General features: G+C 34.7%; 26 protein-coding genes and 1 pseudogene. 13 read left to right on the top strand and 14 right to left on the bottom strand.

Annotated features, from left to right (window positions below; genetic code table 11):
• Nucleotides 1–215: 215 nt before the first annotated feature.
• Entirely contained in the window at nt 216–1,736 is a 1,521-nt protein-coding gene (gene adh / locus V1503_RS21080) for an aldehyde dehydrogenase (protein ID WP_320258670.1), read from the top strand.
• Entirely contained in the window at nt 1,736–2,083 is a 348-nt protein-coding gene (locus tag V1503_RS21075; protein WP_214481322.1) for a DUF779 domain-containing protein, read from the top strand. Before adh ends, V1503_RS21075 begins: the two co-directional genes overlap by 1 nt.
• Nucleotides 2,084–2,232: 149 nt before the next feature.
• Here the strand turns inward: V1503_RS21075 and V1503_RS25115 are convergent.
• A pseudogene (locus V1503_RS25115) lies at nt 2,233–2,328 on the bottom strand (hypothetical protein); the annotation flags it as partial.
• Nucleotides 2,329–2,961: 633 nt separating this feature from the next.
• Here V1503_RS25115 and V1503_RS21070 point away from each other — a divergent pair.
• The 6 genes from V1503_RS21070 (at nt 2,962) to V1503_RS21045 (ending at nt 8,910) form a co-directional block, all read left to right on the top strand.
• Nucleotides 2,962–3,534 carry a sigma-70 family RNA polymerase sigma factor gene (locus V1503_RS21070; protein ID WP_410629058.1) on the top strand — a complete coding sequence of 191 codons (573 nt, stop codon included), beginning with the start codon at nt 2,962–2,964 and terminating at the stop codon, nt 3,532–3,534.
• Complete coding sequence (locus tag V1503_RS21065; protein ID WP_410629057.1) at nt 3,524–4,498, top strand: hypothetical protein; 975 nt, start codon at nt 3,524–3,526, stop codon at nt 4,496–4,498. Before V1503_RS21070 ends, V1503_RS21065 begins: the two co-directional genes overlap by 11 nt.
• Nucleotides 4,499–4,729: 231 nt before the next feature.
• A complete protein-coding gene (locus tag V1503_RS21060; protein WP_410629056.1) occupies nt 4,730–4,939 on the top strand; it encodes a hypothetical protein in 210 nt (69 codons plus the stop codon).
• Nucleotides 4,940–5,528: 589 nt separating this feature from the next.
• Nucleotides 5,529–6,752 carry a metal ABC transporter solute-binding protein, Zn/Mn family gene (locus V1503_RS21055; protein WP_410629055.1) on the top strand — a complete coding sequence of 408 codons (1,224 nt, stop codon included), beginning with the start codon at nt 5,529–5,531 and terminating at the stop codon, nt 6,750–6,752.
• 175 nt (nt 6,753–6,927) lie between these two features.
• A complete protein-coding gene (locus tag V1503_RS21050) occupies nt 6,928–7,932 on the top strand; it encodes a permease (RefSeq protein ID WP_410629054.1) in 1,005 nt (334 codons plus the stop codon).
• 12 nt (nt 7,933–7,944) lie between these two features.
• The gene (locus V1503_RS21045; RefSeq protein WP_410629053.1) at nt 7,945–8,910 is read left to right on the top strand and encodes a TIGR03943 family putative permease subunit; all 966 of its coding nucleotides are present in this window, start codon (nt 7,945–7,947) and stop codon (nt 8,908–8,910) included.
• 90 nt (nt 8,911–9,000) lie between these two features.
• Here V1503_RS21045 and V1503_RS21040 read toward each other — a convergent pair whose 3' ends face one another.
• Nucleotides 9,001–9,639 (bottom strand): histidine phosphatase family protein, encoded by a 639-nt coding sequence (locus tag V1503_RS21040; RefSeq protein WP_410629052.1) that lies wholly within the window; start codon nt 9,637–9,639, stop codon nt 9,001–9,003.
• 459 nt (nt 9,640–10,098) lie between these two features.
• Between V1503_RS21040 and V1503_RS21035 the strand changes: the two genes are divergently transcribed.
• Both V1503_RS21035 and V1503_RS21030 read left to right on the top strand, forming a co-directional pair.
• A complete protein-coding gene (locus V1503_RS21035) occupies nt 10,099–11,187 on the top strand; it encodes a type III polyketide synthase (protein WP_410629051.1) in 1,089 nt (362 codons plus the stop codon).
• 19 nt (nt 11,188–11,206) lie between these two features.
• On the top strand, nt 11,207–11,761 hold the full coding sequence (locus V1503_RS21030) for an isoprenylcysteine carboxyl methyltransferase family protein (protein ID WP_320258676.1): 555 nt from the start codon (nt 11,207–11,209) through the stop codon (nt 11,759–11,761).
• Nucleotides 11,762–11,808: 47 nt separating this feature from the next.
• On the opposite strand, the gene V1503_RS21025 is transcribed toward V1503_RS21030, so the two are convergent.
• The 9 genes from V1503_RS21025 to V1503_RS20980 all read right to left on the bottom strand — a co-directional run bounded on the left by V1503_RS21025 (nt 11,809) and on the right by V1503_RS20980 (nt 20,066).
• Nucleotides 11,809–12,342, bottom strand: coding sequence for a chromate transporter (locus tag V1503_RS21025; protein ID WP_410629050.1), 534 nt, complete (start codon nt 12,340–12,342; stop codon nt 11,809–11,811).
• Nucleotides 12,339–12,890, bottom strand: coding sequence for a chromate transporter (locus tag V1503_RS21020; protein ID WP_410629486.1), 552 nt, complete (start codon nt 12,888–12,890; stop codon nt 12,339–12,341). Before V1503_RS21020 ends, V1503_RS21025 begins: the two co-directional genes overlap by 4 nt.
• A 70-nt stretch (nt 12,891–12,960) precedes the next feature.
• Complete coding sequence (gene ggt, locus V1503_RS21015; protein WP_410629049.1) at nt 12,961–14,571, bottom strand: gamma-glutamyltransferase; 1,611 nt, start codon at nt 14,569–14,571, stop codon at nt 12,961–12,963.
• Nucleotides 14,572–14,859: 288 nt separating this feature from the next.
• A complete protein-coding gene (locus tag V1503_RS21010; protein ID WP_410629048.1) occupies nt 14,860–15,183 on the bottom strand; it encodes a hypothetical protein in 324 nt (107 codons plus the stop codon).
• Between the two features lie 401 nt (nt 15,184–15,584).
• On the bottom strand, nt 15,585–15,749 hold the full coding sequence (locus tag V1503_RS21005) for a YvrJ family protein (RefSeq protein ID WP_320258678.1): 165 nt from the start codon (nt 15,747–15,749) through the stop codon (nt 15,585–15,587).
• A gap of 149 nt (nt 15,750–15,898) precedes the next feature.
• Entirely contained in the window at nt 15,899–16,117 is a 219-nt protein-coding gene (locus tag V1503_RS21000) for a DUF2922 domain-containing protein (RefSeq protein WP_214481336.1), read from the bottom strand.
• 80 nt (nt 16,118–16,197) lie between these two features.
• Entirely contained in the window at nt 16,198–16,416 is a 219-nt protein-coding gene (locus V1503_RS20995) for a DUF1659 domain-containing protein (RefSeq protein ID WP_410629047.1), read from the bottom strand.
• 111 nt (nt 16,417–16,527) lie between these two features.
• On the bottom strand, nt 16,528–18,225 hold the full coding sequence (locus V1503_RS25215; RefSeq protein ID WP_496113374.1) for a methyl-accepting chemotaxis protein: 1,698 nt from the start codon (nt 18,223–18,225) through the stop codon (nt 16,528–16,530).
• 491 nt (nt 18,226–18,716) lie between these two features.
• Complete coding sequence (locus V1503_RS20980; RefSeq protein WP_214481338.1) at nt 18,717–20,066, bottom strand: aspartate kinase; 1,350 nt, start codon at nt 20,064–20,066, stop codon at nt 18,717–18,719.
• A 575-nt stretch (nt 20,067–20,641) separates the two neighbouring features.
• On the opposite strand from V1503_RS20980, the gene V1503_RS20975 reads away from it, so the two are divergent.
• Together V1503_RS20975 and V1503_RS20970 are read left to right on the top strand one after the other, a co-directional pair.
• Entirely contained in the window at nt 20,642–21,058 is a 417-nt protein-coding gene (locus V1503_RS20975; protein WP_410629046.1) for a Fur-regulated basic protein FbpA, read from the top strand.
• Nucleotides 21,055–21,213, top strand: a complete 159-nt coding sequence (locus V1503_RS20970) for a hypothetical protein (RefSeq protein ID WP_214481340.1) — start codon at nt 21,055–21,057, stop codon at nt 21,211–21,213. The genes V1503_RS20975 and V1503_RS20970 overlap by 4 nt, the downstream gene beginning before the upstream one ends.
• A gap of 299 nt (nt 21,214–21,512) precedes the next feature.
• Here V1503_RS20970 and V1503_RS20965 read toward each other — a convergent pair whose 3' ends face one another.
• The gene (locus tag V1503_RS20965; RefSeq protein WP_410629045.1) at nt 21,513–22,397 is read right to left on the bottom strand and encodes a hypothetical protein; all 885 of its coding nucleotides are present in this window, start codon (nt 22,395–22,397) and stop codon (nt 21,513–21,515) included.
• Between the two features lie 378 nt (nt 22,398–22,775).
• On the opposite strand from V1503_RS20965, the gene V1503_RS20960 reads away from it, so the two are divergent.
• Entirely contained in the window at nt 22,776–23,093 is a 318-nt protein-coding gene (locus V1503_RS20960) for a YbjQ family protein (RefSeq protein ID WP_214481342.1), read from the top strand.
• Nucleotides 23,094–23,405: 312 nt separating this feature from the next.
• On the opposite strand, the gene cysK is transcribed toward V1503_RS20960, so the two are convergent.
• Together cysK and V1503_RS20950 are read right to left on the bottom strand one after the other, a co-directional pair.
• Nucleotides 23,406–24,335 (bottom strand): cysteine synthase A, encoded by a 930-nt coding sequence (gene cysK / locus V1503_RS20955; protein ID WP_410629044.1) that lies wholly within the window; start codon nt 24,333–24,335, stop codon nt 23,406–23,408.
• A gap of 43 nt (nt 24,336–24,378) precedes the next feature.
• Nucleotides 24,379–25,842: an amidase family protein gene (locus V1503_RS20950; RefSeq protein ID WP_410629043.1), complete on the bottom strand. Its 1,464-nt coding sequence runs from the start codon at nt 25,840–25,842 to the stop codon at nt 24,379–24,381.
• Nucleotides 25,843–25,978: the final 136 nt, after the last annotated feature.

Raw genomic sequence — 25,978 nt, 5'->3', positions numbered from 1 at the left:
CCATTAATAGTTACGTGACAACTTGGCATCATCAACCATTTTCCGTAAAATAGATCCTTATCAAGTAAATCACATTCTTTAATGCTACTTAATTAATGTAATAAGTACAAAATCCCTCGAATATCATAGAATTGGTAGGGAAACAAGTTTTAGAAAATTTAGCAAGTACACTATTTCCTTATCAAAATTAACTTATTGATAGGAGGAATGAACATTTGATTTATGCAAATCCTGGTTCGCCAGACTCAATTATTACATTTAAGAAGAAATATGATAACTTTATCGGTGGAGAGTGGGTCCCTTCTGTAAGTGGTGAATATTTCGATAATATGACGCCGATCACTGGACAAGCGTACTGTCAAGTTGCTAGATCTAATGGCGAAGATATTAACAGAGCTTTAGATGCTGCACATGCCGCAAAGCATACTTGGGGAAAAACGAGCGTCACTGAACGATCAAATCTATTAAATAAAATAGCTGATCGAATTGAAGAAAATATGGAGAAATTGGCAGTTGCAGAGTCATGGGAAAACGGGAAACCTGTTCGGGAAACATTAGCTGCTGATTTACCATTAGCGATCGATCATTTTAGATATTTTGCTGGCTGTATTCGTGCAGAAGAAGGAAGCTTAGCACAAATTGATCAAGACACTGTAGCATACCACTTCCCTGAACCAATTGGGGTTGTAGGTCAAATAATCCCTTGGAATTTCCCTCTATTAATGGCAACGTGGAAACTTGCACCAGCACTCGCTGCTGGAAATTGTGTCGTTCTAAAGCCAGCGGAGCAAACTCCAGCATCCATCATGGTACTTATGGAGTTAATTCAAGATCTACTACCTCCAGGTGTTGTGAATGTTGTTAATGGTTTCGGAGTTGAGGCTGGCAAGCCACTTGCAACTAGTGATCGAGTAGGAAAAGTAGCATTTACTGGAGAAACAACGACTGGACGGTTGATTATGCAATATGCGTCCCATAATATTATCCCTGTGACACTCGAATTAGGCGGTAAATCGCCAAATATTTTCTTTGAAGATGTGATGGCACAAGAGGATGACTTTTTAGATAAAGCAGCAGAAGGCTTTACAATGTTTGCTCTAAATCAAGGTGAAGTTTGTACTTGTCCATCAAGAGCTCTAATTCAAGAATCTATTTATGAACCTTTTATGGAGAAGGTCTTGTCACGAGTAGAAGCAATTAAACAAGGTAACCCTCTCGATATGAATACAATGATAGGTGCGCAAGCTTCATCAGAGCAGCTAGAAAAAATAATGTCATACATCGATATTGCTAACCAAGAAGGAGCAGAATTACTAGCTGGAGGGAAAAGAAATATACTTGAGGGTGAATTACAAGGAGGCTACTATATTGAGCCTACTGTTTTTAAAGGTACCAATAATATGCGCTTCTTCCAAGAAGAGATTTTCGGACCAGTTGTAGCGGTTACAACTTTTAAAGATAAAGAAGAAGCATTACAAATTGCCAATGATACGTTATACGGTTTAGGGGCAGGCGTATGGACGCGAGATATAAATACAGCTTATCGCTTTGGGCGTCAGATCGAAGCTGGTCGTGTATGGACAAACTGCTATCATGCATATCCTGCTCATGCAGCTTTTGGAGGATATAAAATGTCTGGTATTGGGCGTGAAAATCATAAAATGATGCTTTCTCATTACCAGCAAACGAAAAACTTACTAGTAAGTTATAGTCCAAAGGCGTTAGGGTTCTACTAATGCTTGAAAAGGTGATAGCTACTGAAACTGCGCTAAATCTTATAGCAAAGCTAACAGCGAAACATGGACCTCTTATGTTCCATCAATCAGGTGGCTGTTGTGATGGTAGTTCACCAATGTGTTATGCAAGAGATGAGTTTTTAATCGGTCAATCGGATGTATATTTAGGAGATATTGGAGAAACTCCTTTTTATATGAACAAACAGCAATATGAATATTGGAAGCATACTCAATTAATTATTGATGTTGTCGAAGGTCGAGGAGGCATGTTTTCTCTAGAAGGCCCAGAAGGAGTAAGATTTCTTACAAGGTCAAGATTGTTTCCAAACAATGAAAATCAAATATAAATACCATATTCAGCTGATACCTTGTCAGCTGTTTTTTTGTTATTTGTGTTTATCGTAGCCATCCATCAACATTAACGTTTCCTCGTAACATACTCCTACTTGCTCATCATTAGAAATCTGTTAAACTATTATTTCTTAATAATATTATTTTATTTGTAGTTGTGTGTGCATGATATGTAGCATACTAAGTAAGACCCGGTACAAATACACCTTCGGGGCATTTTGTCTTCTTTTATACGGTGACATTTTTATTACACTAAGTTTTGCTGTGGTTTATTAATGAACATTAGAACGGGATGAAAAAAGGCTTATAGATTATATGATCTCCCAATGTTTTTTGTATAACGTACTAAGAAATAAACACGATACAATTACAGCTTCTCTGCATTTTTTCTTATATAAAACAGTGATAATATCATAAAATAAAGTTTTGCTGTTGAAATAGTATATCATAACAATAAATTTACGAAAAAAACCTTATAGATTTTTATTCTCGTATTGATTTTTGTTTTTCGGACTAAGGAAAAGACCCGTAACAAATTCAACTTCGAGGCATTTTTTCTTCTTTTATACGGTAACATTTTCATAACACTATATTTTATTGTGGTTTATTCATGAACAGTAGAACAGGATGAAAAAAGCCTTATAGATTAATGATCTCCCAATGCTTTTTGTATGACGTACTAAGAAATAAACACGATACAGTTACAGCTTCGCGGCATTTTGTCTTCTTTTATACGATGACATTTTTATTACACTAAGTTTTGCTGCGGTTTATTAATGAACAGTAGAACAAGATGAAAAAAGCCCTATTTTTTTTGAACTTTTTCTTGCAATCGAACCAATAAATAGAGAGAGAGAAAAAAGGAGGCTCTAATATGACTGATGAAGAATTACATAGCTGGTTAAAGGAGTTGACAACTGGAAGCGAACAAGCTTTCGAAATTGTCTATGAAGAAATACACCATCATGTCTATCGAACTATTTATTTTTTAGTGAATAACAAACAGGATGCGAATGATGTAGCAAACGAAGTGTATATTCAATTGATTAAATCCATTCCAAAGTACGATATGAACAAACCTTTCTATTCGTGGCTAAATGGTCTAATCGTTAAACAAACAGCTAATTGGAATAGAAAGCTTTGGAGGAAATTTAATCTTGATAAGAAAAATCAGTTATTTTCAATCGAAGAACATCCTAGATCAACAGAAGAAACAATGATAACAAATGAAATGAATAGCCAATTATTACAGCATGTTAATAGGCTGCCATATAAATTAAAGGTAGTCATTGTACTTAGATACTTTCATGACAACAGTTTTGAAGAAATTGCAAACACATTAAATATTCCGATTGGAACAGCAAAATCAAGGCATCATCATGCATTAAAAAATCTTCGAAATAAGAAATTGCCAACTGAAAGTGAGGCGTCATTACATGTTCATTGAGAAGGAATTGAAAAGTGAATTCGAGAAAACAGCAAGTAGTATAAAAGAGCCGGAAAGCATCAAAAACAATGCACAACTTGTTTTTAAACATTACCATACCAATAAGAAAGGAATCCGAAATCAAAGGTTTAGCAAGATTGCTATCGCTATGGCGTGTCTATTGTTATTCTCTGGTTTTGCTTTCGCAGCCAATATTATATACGAATTAACATTTGATAGCTTTGAATTTAACATTTCAGATGACACAATCATAGACTTCCCTAGCTTGCAAGAAAAAGAACACATACAAAACACGGTTGAAGATATTCGTAAATCATTGAAGCCTGGGGAATCTGCAATTATGTACAGCTCTGCGTTGGATAATGGACAGAACGTTTCATTTTCTTTAGCGACCATCAACAATCCTGAGGAAATAAGTATGGAAGATTGGCAAAATCATATGGATGATTACTTTTCACAATACAAAATACCTGAAGCATTATATAACGGGATGACGCTTAAAGCGGCGCATTACCAAACGGTAGTTGGTGGCGTTGAGCCTGAGATAGCTGAAAAATATTACGATACACTAAAGACTCGATCAACTAAGACTACAGAAGAAATCACATGGGATAATCTAGGGTCTTTTTCTAAAGAACCAAATAACTTATGGAACTTACCAAATTTGATTTATAGAACAAATACAAATGACGAAATTCTTATAACCTATCACCTTCTTACAGATGATGTAGTTTCAATGACATCGTATATGGGAGAGGATTTTAAGCAATTCACGGTAGACGGATATGATGCATTTTACATTGAATCAAATGAAAGTTTATATACGACTAATAAAGAAAAAATACTAAGTTGGATTGAAAACAGGAATGGCCAGTTTATTTTATACAACATAACCACTGAATCAGATAATATTACTCAAGAAGATCTAATAGCTATTGCAAATAATATGGAAATAACAAAATAGAAATCAATCAGTTTTTCACTATGTAAAACGAGTTCTATGCTGTAAAGTTAGCTCCTATGATAACCAAAATAGCTAGTCACCTATAAGAATAAATTTATAGGTGACCGCTATGTTCTCATACTATCATTTAGTTTTATCACTACTTTTAAATGGCTTGGCAAAAAGAATCGTGTAGTTGTCTTTACTTTACACCCATTGATTAAACTACCTGTAAATCATAATGGAGGCTTTATGAACACAATATCACAACAAAAGATTTTAGATGTAATTAAAATCGACTTTAATCTTATACAATTTTATGCCATCATTTCAAGCTTTCAAAAAGGTAATAATGTAGATACTCCCCAAAATGAAGAATCTGGTGGAAGTAATGGGATTTTCTGTTTTACTAAACTCCTTTTAACATTTCTTCTCAATATCTTGCATTCTTCCGCAATCTAGCTCTTCCAATTTACTCCTTTATTTTTAAAGTTTATAACTTTTATCATACTGTCCTTCCACATTAGTATTTTCAAAAATTAATTTTTCGTGATTGTTACAAATTTTTCTTCTCAATAAAATAATCTTGGAGCAATCGTTGTTCATTTCTTTATTCGTTTAAGGTACTTTTTCGCAAACTTTGTTGCCCTTGGGACTAATTTAGAACAGCAACAAATGACCTTATTTAACAAGAGAAAAGATGCTACAACTGCTTGGTTTTAAGTATTTATTTCATAGAACAAAAAGCAATAATCAATGGGATAACTGCTTTTGTTAACAAACATTTATCTTATAAAAACTCAATTTCTTTGTTCATAACAATCCCCATTAAAACAAGTTCCATAGTTCTATCTTCAAACTCCTTATCCCATTTTTCTAGTAAGTAATTTAACTATTTTTTATATGTTACATTATTGTAAGAATTTTTTAAATTGTTCTTAAACTATTTACAAACTAATATACATGATTTAGTATATAAAACGAAATGATTACGATTTACCTTTTTTAAACGCTTTAATTACACAAATTTATTAAGTTAGGAGCTAACAACATGAAAATCAACAAATCTTTTTATACTTTAGTTTTTGCTATCAGTCTTATTCTTGCAGGCTGTGGAAACTCTGAAACTGTTAAAACAGGAATATCCGAAAATGAAAAGATAACAATTTATACTACGATTTATCCACTTGAAGATTTCGCGAAAAAAATTGGCGAAGACTATGTTGATGTGAAAAGTATTTACCCTCCAAATGTAGATGCCCATTCTTTTGAGCCTTCTGCAAAAGACATGGTTGCTCTAGCGAAATCTGATTTGTTTATTTACAGTGGAGTTGGTATTGATGCGTTTGCAGAAAATGCTATTAAGTCCTTGAAAAATGAAAGTGTTACTATTTTAGAAGCAGGTGAAGGCATTGAATTATTAGAATCCTCTCAAAACGAGGAACATCTTCACGAAGAGCAAAATACTGATGCTGAAGAACACGGTCATGAAGAGCAAAATACTGATGCTGAAGAACACGGTCATGAAGAGCAAGATGCTGACGCTGAAGAACACGGTCATGAAGAGCAAAATACTGATGCTGAAGAACACGGTCATGAAGAGCAAGATGCTGACGCTGAAGAACACGGTCTTGAAGAGCAAGATGCTGACGCTGAAGAACACGGTCATGAAGAGCAAGATGCTGACGCTGAAGAACACGGTCATGAAGATGAAAACATTGAAGTGGATGAAGACGAGCATAACCACGGTGATTATGATCCTCACATCTGGTTGGATCCTCTCCGTGCAATCGAACTCGCTGAAAATATCAAAAATAAGTTGAGTGAATTAAAGCCAGAACATGCTTCAGTATTTGAAAGCAATTATATTCAGTTAAAAGAGAACTTAGAAAAACTTGACGAAGAATTTAAAAGTACAATTGAAAGCTCCAAGACGGATATTATTTTAGTTTCTCATGCAGCTTATGGATATTGGGAAGCACGTTATGGTATTGAACAGATCGCTATTACTGGTTTATCTCCTACACAGGAACCTTCATTAAAACAGTTACAAAATATTATTGAAGAATCAAAAGAACATGGTCTTCATTATGTTATTTTCGAACAAAGTGTTACACCAAAAGTAGTAAAAACGATCCAGAAGGAATTGGGAGCGGAATCTCTAAGTCTCCATAATCTTGAGTCCTTGACAGAAGAAAATATTAAGCAAGGGGATGACTATTTCAGCATCATGAGAATGAATTTACATACCATAAAGACAGCTTTAAATGATTAATCGTTTTTTAAACAAAACTCAACTAAAGAAGGTATACTAACTATCGACCTTAAGACGAGGAATATATTATTCTATAGAACATTTTTAAAATTTAAAATTATAAGATTTATTATTTATCCCCTATTAATTTATTATTAATAGGGGAATTATAGCAGGCTATTAAAAGGAGGTTAACATGAATAAGATTATACGAGGTAGTATTATAGATATTACAGGTTTAGCGATTATTGCTTTAACTCTTCTTCTTTTGTCGTTTAGTACAAGCTTTAGTGGTATCTTTACTTTTCCTCCTTCTTTGCTGAATTTGAGTACTATTTTTTTAAGTATATTAATAGAAGCTCTTCCTTTTGTTCTGATAGGAGTATTAATTGCTGGAATGATTCAAATTTTCGTAACTGAAGAACATATAGAAAGGTGGATTCCCAAAAATAAAGTAATGGCGGTCATTATGAGTTGCACTGTTGGAGCGCTTTTTCCTGCTTGTGAATGTGGCATCGTTCCAATTGTTCGTAGACTTATTTCTAAGGGTGTGCCGATTTATGCAGCCATTGGTTTTATGTTAACGGGTCCCCTAATCAACCCAATTGTCATTGCGTCTACATATATGGCATTTGGCAACAGTTTTAAAATTGCTGGACTACGAATGGGTTTAGGTTTCTTAATTGCTATTCTGATTGGATTGACAATAAGCGTCGTTCTTAAAGGTAACCCATTAAAAGCGCCAATTAGTATAAACGCTACACAGTCACACGCACATTCAGCTAAAAAATCTTTTACGAATAGATTTTGGTCTATGTTAATTCATGCTATTGATGAGTTTTTTGATATGGCAAAATTTCTAATTATTGGTGCTTTTTTAGCAGCATTTGTACAAACCTATTTACCGGCAAAGGCGTTATTGGAGACAGGTAGCGGTCCCGTTTCTTCTTTACTCGTTATGATGGGATTAGCATTTGTTTTATCCTTATGTTCTGAAGCGGATGCCTTTATCGGTGCGTCCTTTAGTAGCATTTTCCCTACTTCTTCGATTTTAGGTTTCTTAATATTCGGACCAATGATCGACTTAAAAAATACGTTAATGTTGCTAAGTGTATTCCGGTATAAGTTTGTTATCGGCTTGCTTGCTTTGATTTCATCTACAGTATTTATCGTAATCATGATGCTGCAAACTTTTATCTAAGGAGGAAGAACCGTGAAATTTTCTTATCAGCAGGCTTTTAGAGCATTGATACTATTAACATTTTCAGCAATGATCTTAAAGATGCATTCTACTGGAGACATTACCAAATTTATCAATCCTAAATATGTCGGTTTAAGTCAGTCTGCTTCAGTCATTTTTTTATTTTTGTTTTTTATCCAAATAACCAGAATCTGGCGTGTTAAAGATATTAGCCACGAGCATTGCTCCCATGAAGACAATAACTGTGGACATGACCATGGCAATTCAGCTTTTAATGTTAAGAAGTTCATATCCTATATGATTATTATTTTTCCTTTATTAACTGGGTTCTTTCTGCCTCCAAAAGTTCTCGATTCTTCTATTGCTGCTAAAAAAGGAGGTATGGCGGTTTTATCCAGCCAGAAATCTTCCCAGAAAGATACAAATAATACACCATCAAATGATACGAATGACGATAATACACAAAGTGATACATCGATAAATGATAATACACAAAGTGATGCTTCGATTGATGATAACCTTGTCAATCCTACTATTACGGAAAGCCAGAAAGAGATTTCAAAGGAAGAATTTACTCAGCTTATTCAAATGCTAGAGACGATGCCTATAATTGAAATGAATGACTTTGTTTTTAATGCCTACTATGAGGAAATTAGTAAAGATGTAAGTAAATTCAAAGGGAGAAATATTGAATTAAAGGGATTTGTTTACAAGGAGGATGGATTTGAAGAAAATCAGCTTGTTATTTCGAGGTTTCTAATTACTCATTGTGTAGCAGATGCCAGCATCATCGGATTCCTATCAGAATTCAATGAAGCCTCTAGTATTGAACAGGATACATGGATCGAGGCCAAAGGAGTTTTGGATGTTACGAACTATAACGGAATGGAACTTCCTTACATCAAAATTACTGAATGGAAAACAATAAATGCCCTTAAGGAACCTTATCTTTATCCTATAAATGTAAAAATATTATAATAAAGAAAGAGCGCCCTGGTAACATTATGGCTCTCCCCTTTTGTTAGATGCCCTTTAGTCATGAATTGATTATATTATAACGATCTGCATTCACTTCTCATAGTGTGTCGTATCACCATGAAATAGTATCTCATTATTATGATCACCTATTTCGACAGTAGATAAACTTGCACCATGTATAAATGGACCTTTCCATAGTTCTTCAAGAGGTCTTTTTTCAAAATAAGCCATCATCGTTTTAAGTACAATGGCATGGGTAACAAGCAATACATCTTTTCCTTGATTCACATTAATAACATATTTAAGCATATCGAGGCTGCGTTTTTGAACGTCAAAAAAGTTTTCACCAGATTTGCTTTCATAGAGCTGTGGTTTTGACCAAAACAGCGCACTTTCCTTCGGATATTTTTCTCTTACTTCATCGGTCGTTAACCCTTCCCATTCGCCCATTGCCATTTCATACAAGCGGGCATCTGTATGCATAGGGATATCTCGTTTTCCAATGATTTGTTTACTAGTTTCTAACGTGCGACCACTTGGGCTAGAATATACAGCATCTATATTTACACTTTCTAGCCTACTCCCAAGGCTTCGAGCCTGTGTGACCCCATATGCTGTAAGGGGTGTATCTTTCCTACCCTGCATCCTTTTTATAACATTCCATTCAGTTTGACCGTGTCTCGTTATATACAAGCGTGTTACATTGTTCTTTGGTTGTTGTTTACTCATATTCATTAATACACCTCTGCCATTTCTTTATTTACATTTTGTTAGTAGAGAGTTAATTACCATCAATGTAGATTCCATGATTCAATTAGATATTTAGAATTATCCCATTTGATATATGGGTTTTATTTTTAAAAGGCTGTTTCCACATTGATTGTTGTATTTTGATTTACACATACACAACTATCCTTTGTGGCATCCTTTCATCTGAAAAAAGGTGTTAAACATATTAAACCCTTCTTACTTTGCTAATTTGGTGACAATAGCAGTAAGAGCCTTCTGAAATGAGTATATTTAGCTATAAAATCAATATTCTTCGTTCTATTATTCTATCATTATTAAAAATAGCTTGCGACCCGACTAACATATAATGGTGATTCAAAACTTAGAGAAAAATTTTATGAAGTATACTAATTTCCATTATGTTACACAATAAACATAACATGTAAATGAGGTGTTTTTATGCCAAAAGTTATTTCGATAAGTAAGTACATCCCTCCTTTTCAAATTAATCAATTAGCAACTAAAGAAATTGCACAAGAGCTCTTTAAAGACAAAATAACTAACCTTGATCGGTATCTTCGTGTATTTGAAAATACTGAAATTGAGAAACGTCATTTTACTAAAAATGTTGATTGGTACAAGCAGGAGCATACGTTTGAAGAAAAAAATAATATTTATATTGAAAGTTCAGTACAATACGGATCAGAAGCAATTAAGAAATGTTTACACAACGATGTATATTTGAACGAACAGATACACTTTGAAGAGATTGATGCAATCTTTTTCATATCAAGTACAGGAATTGCCACACCAACGATAGAAGCAAAAATTATGAATATCCTTCCTTTTGCTAATCATACGAAGCGTATTCCTATATGGGGATTAGGATGTGCTGGTGGTGTAGCTGGCTTATCCCGTGCATTTGACTATTGTAAAGCTTACCCTCACTCAAAGGTCATCGTCTTGTCAATAGAATTATGTAGTTTAACATTTCAAAAAAACGATGCTTCAAAAAGTAACATAGTCGGAATGTCATTATTTGCTGATGGTGTTGCTGCCTTATGTGTTGTAGGGGATGAAGTAAATGCTGATCAATTATCAACGTTGAATACTCTCCCTCATATTTCATGCACTCAGTCAGTGTTTATGAAAAAATCCGAAGACATTATGGGGTGGGATGTAACTAATGACGGCCTTTCAGTAATCTTCTCAAGGCATATTCCTACATTAGTAAACTCTTGGCTCTCACCTGTCGTCCATTCTTTTTTAGAACAACATGACTTAAACATTGATGATATTAATCATTTTATTGCTCATCCAGGAGGAAAAAAAGTCATTGAAGCTTATAAGAGTTGTTTACATATGAGTGATGACTTATTACAACCATCGTTAACAGTTCTTCAACAATATGGCAATATGTCTTCCCCAACTGTTTTGTATGTACTTGATTTAGTTATGCGACAGCATGTAAAGCAAGGATCAATAGGCTTAGCCATTGCATTGGGACCAGGATTTTCAGCCGAATTAGCGCTGTTAACATGGAAATAACATTAATGGAGGTGTAAGTATGATTTTTACTATTTTTTTAACTGTTATCATTATTCAACGTCTGTCTGAAATTGCTATTGCAAAATCTAATGAGAAATGGATGCTTACTCAAGGTGGAATAGTCATTCAACAAGATCGTTATCCACTCATCGTGTTACTACATAGTTGCTTCTTCTTATCATTAGTTGTAGAAGTTAATTTTTTTGGAAAAACGTTATCTATAGCTTGGCCATTATTGCTAAGCTTGTTTTTTCTTACCCAAGTTATTCGAGTTTGGGCACTACATTCATTAGGAAAACATTGGAACACGAAGATTATCATTTTACCGAACGTAGAATATGTAACAAAAGGACCCTATAAATATGTTCAACATCCAAATTATGCAGTAGTAATTATTGAGTTCATTCTTATTCCTATTATGTTTGAAGCTTATTTGACCGCCCTTGTTTTTACTGTATTAAATGCAGTGGTTCTAAAACATCGCATTAAGCTTGAGGAAAATATGCTAGCGAAATATATGATTAGCAATGAGTTAAATGATAAACCAAGGTTCATTCCATTGCTGAAGAATTAGCGAAGTTAATCCAAGCTCAAAATAAGATAACACCCAAGTTAAGGGTGTTATCCTCCAAGGAAAATGGCACCATAGCCAAGTGCTGCAACAATCACATAAGCTGGATGAACTTTCCATTTTTCTAATAGCAAATAGCTAAGAATTATTAAGATACCTGTTTGTAGCGCACCTGAGCCTTCATACGAATTAACAAAAAAGCGCATAGCCATTAACCCTAGTAACACAGCAATCGTAGGCCTTATAAAAGCAGTCATACGCTTCACTTTTGGCGAGTCTTTAAATTTATATAAAATACTTAATAACGTAACCATTAAGATAAGTGAAGGTGCGACAGTTGCAAAAATCGCGGTGACTGCACCAAGGACACCACCTTGTTGGTACCCTATGTATCCGGCCATTTTTGTTGCAATTGGGCCTGGTAATGCATTTCCAATTGCTATAACTTCACTAAATTCATTAACAGTCAACCAATGATAACGGTGTACAACCTCATTTTCAACTAACGGAATTGAAGCAGGTCCACCACCGTACCCAAGTATTCCTGGTATAAAGAAAGCAAGGAATATTTGCCAATATATCATTTGGAAGTCCCTCCTATTTTATCTTTTTTCATGAGAGCTACCAATAATAAAATGGCAATAATGATTCCAGGGTGTACATTCAATACTTCTAATAACAATAAACTAACAAGAGTTAAAAAAATTGTCTTTGACCAGCCCAGTCCTTTTTGAGCGTTATTTAAAAACTGCCATGTTAATACAGCTAGCATTACTCCAACCACTGGAATTACGGCTTTTGTCATCCCAATAACCCACGGTTGGTCTTTGACAGATGTTAAAGATGTTAACAACAGAACCATCAGCAAAATTGTTGGAACAATTGTCGCGAGTACTGCATTGATCATCCCTAATATACCAGCAACACGATAACCAATATATCCAGCCATCTTTGTTGCAATGGGGCCAGGTAACGCGTTACCTAATGCTAGCACATCTGCAAACTCATCATCATTCATCCATTTATATTTTTCCACAACTTCCTTATGTACTAGTGGAATACTGGACGGGCCACCACCATAACCTAGCATACCTACTCTAAAAAATGCTAAAAAAAGGTGTATTTGCTTCATCTTCATCATTTCCTTCTAGTCAAGCTTAAAGTACAAGTTACTTTAAACCATAATCTATTTCATTGGATTTCTAATATGCAGCAATAGTACCATCTGTACGTGACTCTGTACCACCAGAGAGCACACCTGTTTGCTTGTCACGACAAATAATTTGACCACGACCAAACTCTCCACGATCTGTTGCAATTTCAATCTCATGACCTTTTCGAGCTAGTTGTTGAGCTATATGATTCGGGAAGTTATGCTCTACTCTAACTTTTTTACCATCAATCCACTGCCACCTAGGGGCATCAAGTGCTGCTTGTGGATTTAAATAAAAGTCAATCATATTCATTACGACTTGTAAATGACCTTGGGGCTGCATATACCCTCCCATTACACCAAATGGTCCAACCGCCTCATTATCTTTCGTTAAAAACCCTGGAATAATTGTGTGGTAAGTTCTTTTACCAGGTTGTAGTGCATTTTCGTGCGTTTCGTCGAGCGAGAACTCTTGCCCACGATTTTGCAGAGCAATACCAGTGCCTGGAACAACTAAACCTGATCCAAATCCCATGTAATTACTTTGGATGAATGAAACCATATTTCCTTCTTCATCAGCTGTAGCTAAATAAACTGTACCTCCCTTTGGTGGTTTACCAGCTTCTGGTAATATAGCTTGATCAGTTATTTCGTTTCGTCTAACTTGTCCATATTCATCAGACAGTAGTTCGTTAACTGAAGTAGACATATGGTCTGGATCAGTTATATACGCTTTACCATCAGTAAATGCCAGTTTCATTGCTTCAATTTGCTTATGATATGTATTAACATCGTCTTTACTAGAGAAATTAAATCCTTTAAGTGTGTTAAGTGCCATTAAAGCAATAAGACCTTGTCCGTTAGGAGGGATCTCCCATACATCATAACCACGATAATTAACTGAAATAGGTTTTACCCATTCAGGTTTATATGATGCAAGATCTTCCAATGCTAAAAAGCCATCATATTGTTTTGAGAAAGCTGCGATTTTTTCTGCAAGCTCCCCTCGATAAAAGCTCTCTCCATTTGTTTCAGCAATTAAACGTAAAGTTTCCGCATGTCCTTGAGAACGCCAAAGCTCCCCAATTTCAGGTGCCCTTCCTTCAGGAGCAAACGTTTCAAACCAATGAGTAAATTCTTTATCAGTAAATATTTTTTTGAATATTTTATAAGCTGAATTCCAATACTTACCTAATATAGGTGATATCGGATAACCCTTTTCAGCATATTCGATTGCCGGCGCTAAGACATCAGTCAATGGTAGTTTACCAAATTTTTTTGATAGCTCTGCCCATGCACTCGGTGCACCAGGTACGGTAACCGGTAACCAACCGAATTTAGGCATTTTCTCATAACCCTTCGATTTAACCGCATCAATTGAAATATTTTTAGGAGCTGGACCACTTGCATTTAGACCATGCAGTTCTCCTTTCGTCCAAACTAATGCAAAAGCATCGCCACCAATACCATTAGAAGTTGGTTCTACAACAGTTAAACATGCTGCTGTTGCTATAGCTGCATCAATGGCATTTCCACCTTTTTTCAAAATATCTAAGCCAGCTTGAGCTGCTAAAGGTTGTGATGTGGCTACCATACCTTTGCTAGCAAAGGTTGTCATTCGTTGTGAAGAATAAGGATAATTTAAGAAATCTATACTCATCTGTTTTTACACCCCATTAACTTTCAATTGTTAACATAAAAAATATTCTAATTGTAGATTATAAATTAATCACTCAGAAAAATCTATTATTTAATAAGAATTCCCTACATGTTGTACTAAATATGATCGTTAGACATTTAAAAATTTCACACTAAAGTAAATATATAGAATATTATCCACTAATTTCATGAATTAAACTATCACAACGATGATACCCTTTCAATACGTAATTTACTATATCAATAAAGCATATAAGTTATCAACAGGAACAAAAAAAAGACAGTCTCGCTATGCAATCGAAGACTGACTTTTTCTATTAAACATAAATGTTATTATCGCCATAGCTAATAGCATGGACAATTTGAAATAATAATTTGGAACAAGAAGTCCAATTACAAACAGAGTTAAAATAGTTGATAGCTCTACCAATTTGTTTTTTATCGATTTGTTTTCGATTATAAAATTAGCTAACATGTCACAGCACACCCAAACAACAATACCTACATAAATTGTTGTTTGATATTCTAACACATCTTCAAGACTAAAAATAAATGCTGTAAAAAATGTTACTAGCCCAACCATCTTAATAAGTAAAAATCCAACCTTTTTCATGATGGCCTCCATTATTTTAGAGTTTGTCCTAGTTTCATTAAGGCTGTTTTCGCAATGATTGTTGATATCTGCATTAAACAATAAACAGGTATAAAACGAAATTTTCGTGGCTTTTTTCCCTCGATAAAAACGATGACAATCGACAAAGGCTTCGTTTTGCTGTTGTAGGTTCATACAATGAAGTGTGCGAAAAAGAGCCTTCATAAAAAACATTAACTATGTTAACATATTTTTCATCCATAATCAATGTCAAAATGATGAAGCTAGGATGCAGTCGTTGAAGGATAGTAAACTTGTTTGAAACAAACTGTATATCTAAGAATTTGGTGAAATGACAGCTACACCTAATAGAAAAGTCCCATCATGACAGATGGGACTTTGAGTCGGAAATAAATTTTAAATTAGCTACTTCTCTTACTCGGTAAAAACTCATCTCCACTTTTATTTTGTAAGCTTTTTATCGTTCGTATCACAACATCAAGCTTAACTTCAATACGGTGTAACAAATAAAATGATATGACAATGGGAAAGCCAACTTCACTAACGTAAGAGAGCCATTGATCCATTCCAATTCCCCCCTTCATGTACAAAAGTTAGCATAATAAATGATCAATAGACCGCCATACAACATGAACACTCTATGTGATTGATAACTTTACTTAAACGTATTAATGATGAGGGCGACCTTAATAATACACTCAACTTAAGTCAGGTTTTACAATATTTCAATGTCTGTTACATTTCGTTCAACAACACGTGCACCTTTTTTACTTGTAAATTCTCCACCAGATGAAGTGAATACGTTTGATGAAAGGATTGTATCCATGACTGAAGATACATGCGTTGAATCAACTGGTTCTGTTGGATATTCAATAGAGATTGTACTTACTTTCCCTTCTTCATTCCCAAACTTCAGCTCTAAAGTTTTTGCCAAAACTTACACCTCCTCATTACAATATGCATGGTTAATAATGCTCAATTATCACCGTCTACTTTACTAAATTAAAGTTAATATTATTGAACAAGTTGTTGAGAGTCGTTTCTTTCAACACGATGCACTTCATTTTCCTGTAGACTAATAATCGCTTCAGCAGCAGTATAGAGTTCATCTGTTGTTGCTTGTGTTTTCACATTGTTGTAGTTTTTATTACGAAATATTTGGTTTCCTTCCTCATCAATGCCTAAATCGTAAATAATCCGTAATTGAGAGTCAGTTATAATCGCTTGAGCCAAGATTCTCACCTCCTTTCGCTATATTAATAGCGAAAACAAGGTAAAAAGTAGCGTTCAGACACAAAAAAACTACTCAATTTGATGAGTAGCTTTCCTGAAAAAATATACAGCTTATACTTTAAATTGGTTAATGGACTCCTGAAGTTCCATCGCTAAATGGCTTAAAGCCTCTGCAGACGATGCCACCTCCTCCATCGTAGCATTTTGCTCTTCAGCAGCCGCTGCAACATGTTGTGTACTTGCAGCTGCTTGTTCTGCGATCGATGAAGTATGTTCAACTACAGATATAATACTTTGAGCATTGGTGTTCACTTGTTCAACGACAGTAGATACTTCTAATGATTGAGTTGCAATGCCCTTAATACTAGATTCAATCTCACTAAACGCTTGTCCAGTTTGGTTGACGAGGTGTATCCCATCTCGAACAGCAGTTGTTCCAGCATTCATTGCTGTAATTGCTTTCGTAGATTCAACTTGCACTTCATTTATAATGTGATGTATCTTGTTTGCAGCACGACTAGACTCCTCCGCGAGTTTACGAACTTCATCAGCAACTACTGCAAAACCACGCCCGTGCTCTCCAGCTCGAGCAGCCTCTATAGCCGCATTTAATGACAATAGATTAGTTTGATCAGCAATATCAGTTATTAATGAGACAATTTGTCCAATTTGGTTAGATTTTTCCCCAAATGCATCAATGACAATTGAAGTTGCTTCTACTTTATCGTGAACGAGATTCATCTGTTCAACTGTTTGAATAACGACTGTTGATCCTGATGTAGCTTTTTCCTTCGCTATTTCAGAAGCTTGTGCAACTGATTGAATTGAAGCAGTCACCTCTGTCATTCCTTTAGAAATCTCATTTATCGCAGTTGAAGATTCTTTTGCACCAGTCATTTGCTGCTCTGCACCGCTCGTAATTTCTTGAATATCGTTAGAAATTTGTTCACTAGCTCTACTAGTTTGTTCAGCACTTGCAGTAAGTTGTTGAGAGGATGCAGCAACCTGCTCAACGTTCTTTATCACACTGCGGACTAGATTTGCAACGTTCTTACCCATTACATTAAATGCAGTACCTAACTTACCAATTTCATCTTTATTTTTCACTTGTAAAGGATCAATTGAGAAATCTCCTTTTGCAAGACTGTCTAGTCCATACAATACGTGTAATAATGGTTTTTTAATACTTCTTCTTAAGACAAGTAACAATACAACTGTAATTACGATAATTGCTATAGCTACAACGATTGCCAATAATCTCATTTGTTTAAAAACAACTGTACTTTCCTCACTTGCTTTTATCGCTTCATTTTTGTTAATGGCTAATAAATTATCAACATAGACGTTTGTATTATCAAAAATTTTACTAGCAGTGTTTACCATTTCATTTATTTCATCGATATCCTGGTTGTCTCCCATCTCGTCAATTCTATCAATGAAGTCATAATGAAAGTTGATATACTTTTCCCACAATGACACAAATTCACTAAACAATCTATTTTCTTCAATTAATAGGCCTTTATTTTCATATAACTCAATTTCTTCCTCTATTTTCTCAATCGTATAATCCATTTTATTTTTTATGTTATTTTCTTGTTTATTTATATATGTAAGTTCTAATCTGAATAAATGCTCCTTCATATAATTCAATTTATTAATTGATTCCACACTAGGCAACCACTTTGTCGTGATTTTTTCTGTTTTTTCGTTCATTTGTTGTTGTTGATAAATACCTAGACCGCTAACAAAGAACATTCCTACTATTATAACTGCAAATGATAATGTGAGCTTTTTCCCAACTGAATTCATGATAGCACCCCACGCAACTGTAATGTAATATCTACCTTTAATAATAAAGAATTCCAGTTAGGTTTGTCTATAAAATTTAGGTATCTTACTATTTTCTACTATTTTTCCTATTAATTGTTGTTTATCTTACTAAGAGCTAAAAATGAATAAAATTATCGTTTCTAGCAGTTCCTACCCTAGCATCTTTTTATGAAAGGCTCTTTTCGTAAACATTTTTGCTATTGATATCAATTTAATACTATAAAAAGTGGTTTTTATATTGTTAATCATCATTGTACAGAAGAAAAGATGCCACGAACTCTAGTTGTGTTCGTGTTTAACTCTTATTACGAAAAGCAACAATTAATGCGAAAACAGCCTTATGAAAAGACGCTAAAAATCTTATATAACATAAGCAACTTCTCAATTAAGTTAAGTAGAGTTGACAATAAAATAAGGCTTACTCATTCTTTTAAAGAACAAGTAAGCCCACTACTTCAGCTAATTATTTTTTATTTGTAAAAGTTCTCATACAATGACCGTACTGCTCTGTCGACAGCTGATGCTTTAACTCCAAACATCATACTCACTTCAGAAGACCCTTGGTTGATCATTTCAATATTCACTTCAGCTTTTGCAAATGCTTCAGTAGCTTTTGACGCTATTCCTATACTATGATTCATTCCTTCACCAACGACCATAATCATGGCTAAATTTCTCTCAATAGATATATCGTCTACGTGCAATTCTGTTTGAATTCTGTCTAGCAACTTATCTTCTTTTAATCCATCTAGCTGATGCTCGCGCAAAATGATTGACATATTATCAATTCCCGAAGGAGTATGTTCATACGACACACCTTCATCTTCTAGGATTTGCAACAGCCTTCTACCAAAACCTATCTCTCTATTCATTAAGAATTTACTCACATAAATACTACAAAACCCTGTATCACTTGCAATCCCAACAACTGGATTTTCACCAATTTCTCTTTCAGATAAAATGAGTGTGCCTTCTGCTTCAGGATTATTCGTATTCTTTACACAAACTGGTATTTTAGCCTTAAATACTGGCTGTAATGCCTCATCATGAAAAACCGAAAACCCTGCATAAGATAGTTCACGCATTTCACGGTATGATAATTCTTTTATGTCTTTCGGTTGATTAACAATATTTGGATTAACACAATATATAGAATCAACATCAGTAAAGTTTTCATAAAGGTCTGCATGGACGCCAGCTGCAACAATAGCCCCAGTTATATCTGATCCACCTCTTGAGAAAGTAACTAATTGCCCTTTAGGAGAGTAACCAAAAAAACCTGGAATGATTAAAAATCCACTTCTGTTCCTAAGTTTGTACAGATGATCGTAGGATTCAGGTAAAATATTTGCGTTACCAGGCTCCTCACTTACAAAAATTCCTGCTTCTTTCGGATTAACATAATGTGCCTCAAAACCTATGTGATTCAAATAAAATGCCATCAGTTTTGCGTTATTGTCTTCGCCACTTGCTTTTATTCTATCTAAAAATTGCTCATCATCATCTTGATAAGATTCAATTACGTCCTTAATACTTTTTTCAATTTCTGAAACGATATTACTTGATAACTCTAGACCTGCAGCTATCTCAGCATATCGTTGTAAAATTGCAGCTTGAGCCTCTTCATACGTGTCTCTTTCGATAACTTTTTCTGCTAGTGTAATTAGCATATCAGTCATTTTAGTATCTTCTTTATGCCTCTTGCCAGGAGCAGAAACTACGACAAATTTTCTCTGCAAGTCTGCTGTTATTATTGAAGCTACCTTTCTAAATTGCTCAGCACTTGCAACTGAACTACCACCAAATTTTGCCACTTTCATTTTCATTAACACCTTTCCGTCAAGTTAATCATTGCATTAACGCATTAATTTATTTAAATTTTTATAATATTTTATACTACCACATTTTCAACCTTTTTTGTCAGTATAAAAAATTCCAAATTGTTTAACTACACCTTTTTTTTGCGTTTACTATGCCTTTATTAATGGTTTTTTTCGCATTAATTGCCCGATTTTCATTATTAAATATAATCACGTTTTCTATTATAAAATTGTTGAGCTCTTATAGTAAAAATAGGAATATAGTTTACGAAAAAAACTTATCTAAATATGTATAATGTTTCATTTTCTAACTACTCTATTACACTAATAAACAGAAATCAATTTCAATCATGTAGCGTCTAGTTTTTCTAGGGAAGAAATGAATTTACAAAGAAAAATAAGCTATAACACATTTATCACATATTGTTTTGTTAACATCTAATCAAGGTGGTAAACACCATACATTTTTTTAGCTTTATGAACAATGATGAGCATTTAGCAGCACAAATCAATGATTCATTCTTAAAAAATATGTATATTAACATATCATACTTAACAATTTGGAGGAAATTTTAATGAAAAAACTTAGAGCCTTAACATTAGCGGGTGCAATTACATTGAGCGGACTAACTACAAACAATGTACTTGCAAACAGTGAAGAACATACTGACACATCGAAAGTTATTTACTCTGAAACAACAAATAATGAGACACAACATGAAGATGGAAAAAAACAGTCAAATGCAAATATGTCAACGGTAGATATTGACGCTAATCATATACCTCTTGAAACAATGAAAGAAATAATGAATACAGTGGACGAAGAAAACGAAAGTTCAATGCATGAAGCAATACAAGATTTAGGGATCTCTATTCTTATAGATAACGGGGTTTTCAAATCACCTGACGATCGCCATCTCTATGAACTTAGTCAAAGCGAATTATTCACATTATTAGAATCCGTATATTTGCAGAATGAGGTATCAATATGAGTAAAAATAAAAAAATGTATATATACGAAGTAATGTCGAAAAAGAAATCGGGGGATAAAAAGCTAGAATCCGATCAAATACGTTATCAACGAAAAATTATTCTTGAAGAAGCAAAGGATTATGGTGAAAATGGAAAAAACTACGATTTTCGATGACTAGCAATAAGTAGTTGTCTCAAAAACTAATAACGCTCCTTCGATTAATCTAAAATCCAATCAGGTGGAGATTGTACTTCACCTGATTGAACAACTCCATTTGTGTGGCATTTGATAGACGGAAATCCCATAATTCTTCATATTCTAATTTAACAATATTAGCAGCATAGTGTATGAAAAAGTGGCTTAAATTTAATATGATTAGATCGATTTTCACATTGTTGTACAATCATGTTTCCAAGTATAGATGATCATTGTACTTACGTCATTTTATAAAAGCATTACTGGTTTACTCACTTTTAATGATGTCTAAGCTCAATTCGTTCATCGATGTTTTTCAAAATTAGAAACAAACAATATATGACTACAACATTAAACAATGGAAATAGTATAATCTCACTTATACTAACGTGGACACCTGATAATAATTGACTAATAATCATTCCTGTAATTGCAGTTAGCATTGTAATTCCTTTAACGATTACGATAGATGCAAGTAAATAACCGAAAGAATTTTTTCGTAGTACTAAATAACCTGATAAAATAGAAATTGGTACAAGAAATCCAAGATCTAGTGCTTGTATCACTAACGTGTTATAGTGTTCCAAGCCAATTGGTATTGAATTGTCAATAAGAGCGGGAACAATCCTACCTAGCCACATCAATCCAACTGTTACCCCTATGAATAATAAAAATCCACCTACAAACTTTGTGGGAAACCGGTTATCGAAAACCGAAGAGCTTAGCTTTTTCAAATCAAATGACGTCATGGCGAGTGTAAATGCAAAAAACGCCGCTGACATCAAAAGTACATATATAAGAAAAAATGGATTATACATCGATAGAAAAGAATACGAAGTATACGTATATAAAAAATACCCTAAAGTACCTGTGAGTAAAATATCACCTTTTATTAGTCCCTTCCTAGACATATAGAGAGATATAATAAGTAAAGGAATACCTACTACTATCGTCACGAGATCTTGTGCAATTGCCTGTGACGCTATGGCTATAGAATCATATTGATATAACCCATTTCCTTGTAGGGTTACTGTTTCCCCACGTACAGACATAAATTCAAACTGACCTGGTCCTCGATTTGAGAAAACACCATAAACAGATGAAATCAACGACAAGACTATAATAAGTATAACGAGCATCTTAATTACCTTTGCGTGTTTCATATTAGCTCCACTCCCCCATTATGAATGATATGCATATTTCCACCAGAGTTCGCAGTTTAATATATTTCAATGTTTAGCACATAATCTCTCTACTATATTTTACCTTATGATGACCTATACGTTCAGTCTATCTAATGACAACTTTATGAATGCTCTTTTTGTAACCTTTTAACAAGAACCTCTAGGCGAAGTTTAACAGCTTGCCATTATTTTTTAGAAGTAAGAATGCTGTGAACTCTAATTGTATAACTATGTATTTCTTAGGACAAAACAACTTTAGAAAGAAGTTGAAGTAAAAATGAATCTCTTTTTGCAGTTAATCGTATTAATTATTGAAGGAACTCAAAAACACGAATCCATTACAAGGAGGAATTAGAAATGATTGTAACAACAACTAATTCATTAGAAGGTAAGAAAATTGAATCGTATTTAGGCATCGTAACAGCTGAGGCTATTATGGGTGCTAACGTCGTCCGAGATTTTTTAGCAAGTGTAACAGACATAATTGGTGGAAGAAGTGGCACATACGAGAGTAAGTTAGCTGAAGGACGTCGTGCAGCAATTGCTGAAATGGAAGGAAAAGCAAAGCAATTAGGTGCTGATGCAGTAATTGCAGTAGACTTAGACTTTGAAACACTAAGAGATGGAATGATGATGGTTGTCGCTACAGGCACTGCAGTGAAATTGGCTAAATAGTACTTTTTATAGAGCTATTTTAAAGTTGCTACTAGAGGTTTTATAAACGATCAACAATATATATAACAAAAACATGAAGTTATTTCTTAATATGACAATAATAAAAATCATTTATCTAGAAGATCCAGTAAATATAATGCAAAAGGTAGCAAAGCAATTGCTTCGCTACCTTTGTTTTGTTAATAAACTCACTAAACTTAACATGGATATCTAAGAATTAGTCACTTCTTTGCGTAAATAATAGTATAAACAGACTGATGATTTTATTAAGTTATCATTCATATAGCTATGTCTTTCGTGCTATGCAAACAGTCACTCTTTGAATACATCACTAGATAAATAGCGTTCACCAGAGTCCGCGGTCATACATATTACAATATCCTGTGGAGATAATTCTTTCGCAACCTGTATAGCTGCGTAAACAGCCGCACCTGAAGACGGTCCAACAAGAATACCTTCTTTTGATGCAAGATCTCGAACAATACTATATGCTTGATCATCCTCGATTTTGATAATTTCATCGTATATGCTTGTATTTAACGTAGCAGGAATAAACCCCGGACTCGTTCCAACAAGTTTATGCTTACCTGGCTGCCCCCCAGATAAAACAGGCGAACCCGATGGCTCAACAACATATACCTTTATGCTGTCATATTCTTCTTTTAACGTTTCACCAGTACCTGTAATCGTACCGCCAGTTCCAGATGTCGCAACGAAAGCTGATGGTGTTTTACCAATTTGCTTCATAGCTTCAATTATTTCAACCGCTGTAGTTGTACGGTGGGCATTTGGGTTTGCTTCGTTTTCAAATTGCATTGGCATAAAACTATTAGGAATCTGTTTCGCTAATTCTTTTGCTTTCTCTATCGCTCCAGGCATACGCTGTTCACCAGGGGTTAAGACAACCTTTGCTCCGTATGCTTTAACAAGGTTAATTCTCTCTTCTGTCATCGTGTCAGGCATAACGATAATAGCTTGATATCCTCTCGCTGCAGCATTCATAGCAAGACCGATACCAGTGTTACCAGAAGTAGGCTCAATAATTGTTGAACCAGGCTTTAGCAATCCGTGCTTTTCTGCCTCAATAATCATATTATAGGCGGCACGATCTTTTACACTCCTACTTGGGTTGTAGTATTCAAGCTTAACATAAACCGTTGCTTCATTTTGACCAGTGAGACGATTTAATTTAATTAGTGGCGTATTACCAATTAAATCTGCAATATTTTGCACGACACGCATATGTACACTCCTTAGGGGTCTGACCCCCACCACTATAACGCTTCTAAGCGCCGGAGAGCTGACTCCTTGGGGGTTGACGGTGTTTTGTTTTTTGTTCGTATGAGTACGCTATTTTAATTAATTGAGTTTCTGTAAATGCTTTTCCGGTCAATGTGAACCCATACGGCTTCCCATCTGTAGTAAAGCCACAAGGTACACTTATTGATGGATAGCCAGCTCTAGCTGCTATATCTGCTCCCGAATCTGAAGGAAATAAAATAACATCAACATCGTACTTATCTATTGCGTAGTCAATCCCTTGGTCTCTCGATAAAGAAATATCATTCGCTCTACTATGAATATATTCCGCCTCTGTTAATGCCCCACTTCTACTTTGGGATTGTAAAAAATAGTGTTGCCCATATTTTAATGCTTTCTCAGGAACACTGTCATTAAAAGAAATGATATCTTCAAGTGTACGGATATGACCGTGATTCAACTTCTTTAAATATGCATTGATTGCTGGCTTAAATTCATAATCCAATACGTTCCAATCCCAGTCGGATTTATAGGATGGAATTGTAATTGATTCTACGATTGTTGCCCCTTCCTCACGCATGACGTCAATAACGGTTTGAATGAGTTTTCTTTCACTAACACAATCGTATTCAACATCTTGAAATACACCAATCTTTGCTCCTTTTAAACCATCTTTATCAAGAAATTGACTATAATCATTCTCCGTTTGCCCTATACTAATGGCTGTCGAAGGATCTTCATGATCTATGCCAGTAATTGAACTTAACAAGATTGCAGCGTCGCTCACATTTCTTGCCATTGGGCCTGCAACATCTTGACTGAAAGCTATCGGAATGATTCCATCACGACTGACAAGACCAACCGTAGGTTTGATGCCAACGAGGGAATTGTTTATAGCTGGGTTTAGTATCGATCCAGATGTCTCAGTTCCTATCGCTGCAGCTGCAAAGTTGGCAGCTATTGCTGCACCGGACCCCGAACTTGAACCTCCAACATCAAACTTGCCAGGTCCGTACGGGTTTAATACTTGTCCACCTTTTGAACTATAGCCAGAAGGCATATTTTCAGCCATATAATTAGCAAATTCAGTCATGTTAGTCTTCCCAAGTATCACTGCCCCTGCTTTTCGTAACTGCTTTACTACAAACGCATCATCAGCAGCATAAGAATCTCCTAGCACTAACGAACCTGCACTCGTATTCATTTTATCATCTGTATCTATATTATCTTTTAATAAAATAGGAATTCCATGCAAGTGACCGCGAGCTCCTGTTAACTTTCTTTCCCTATCAAGAGATTCTGCAATATGTAGTGCATCAGGATTAATTTGTGCAATGGAATTAATCGCTAGTCCTTTGCTATCAAAGGATGCTATTCTATGTAAAAAATACAAAACAAGTTGCTTAGAAGAAATGAGTTCAGCGTCCATAGCTTCTTGCATTTCAAATATAGTGGATTCTTCTCTCCAATAATTTTTTATACTATTCATGCCTTCTAAATAACCTCCTAAAAATATTACAAACTAAAGTAACAAGTTAAATAAGGCTTTTCGAATTGATTAATGTGTTTCCCGTATACATCTAGCCTTCGTGGCATCTTTTCTTCTATATAAAGATGACTGTTAG

It is taken from the genome of Nanhaiella sioensis (assembly GCF_046557775.1).
In the GTDB taxonomy this organism is placed as follows: Bacteria; Bacillota; Bacilli; order Bacillales; family SM2101; genus Nanhaiella; species Nanhaiella sioensis.
The sequence above is the reverse complement of the archived record's forward strand: the minus strand, read 5'-3'. Positions and strand labels throughout refer to the sequence as shown.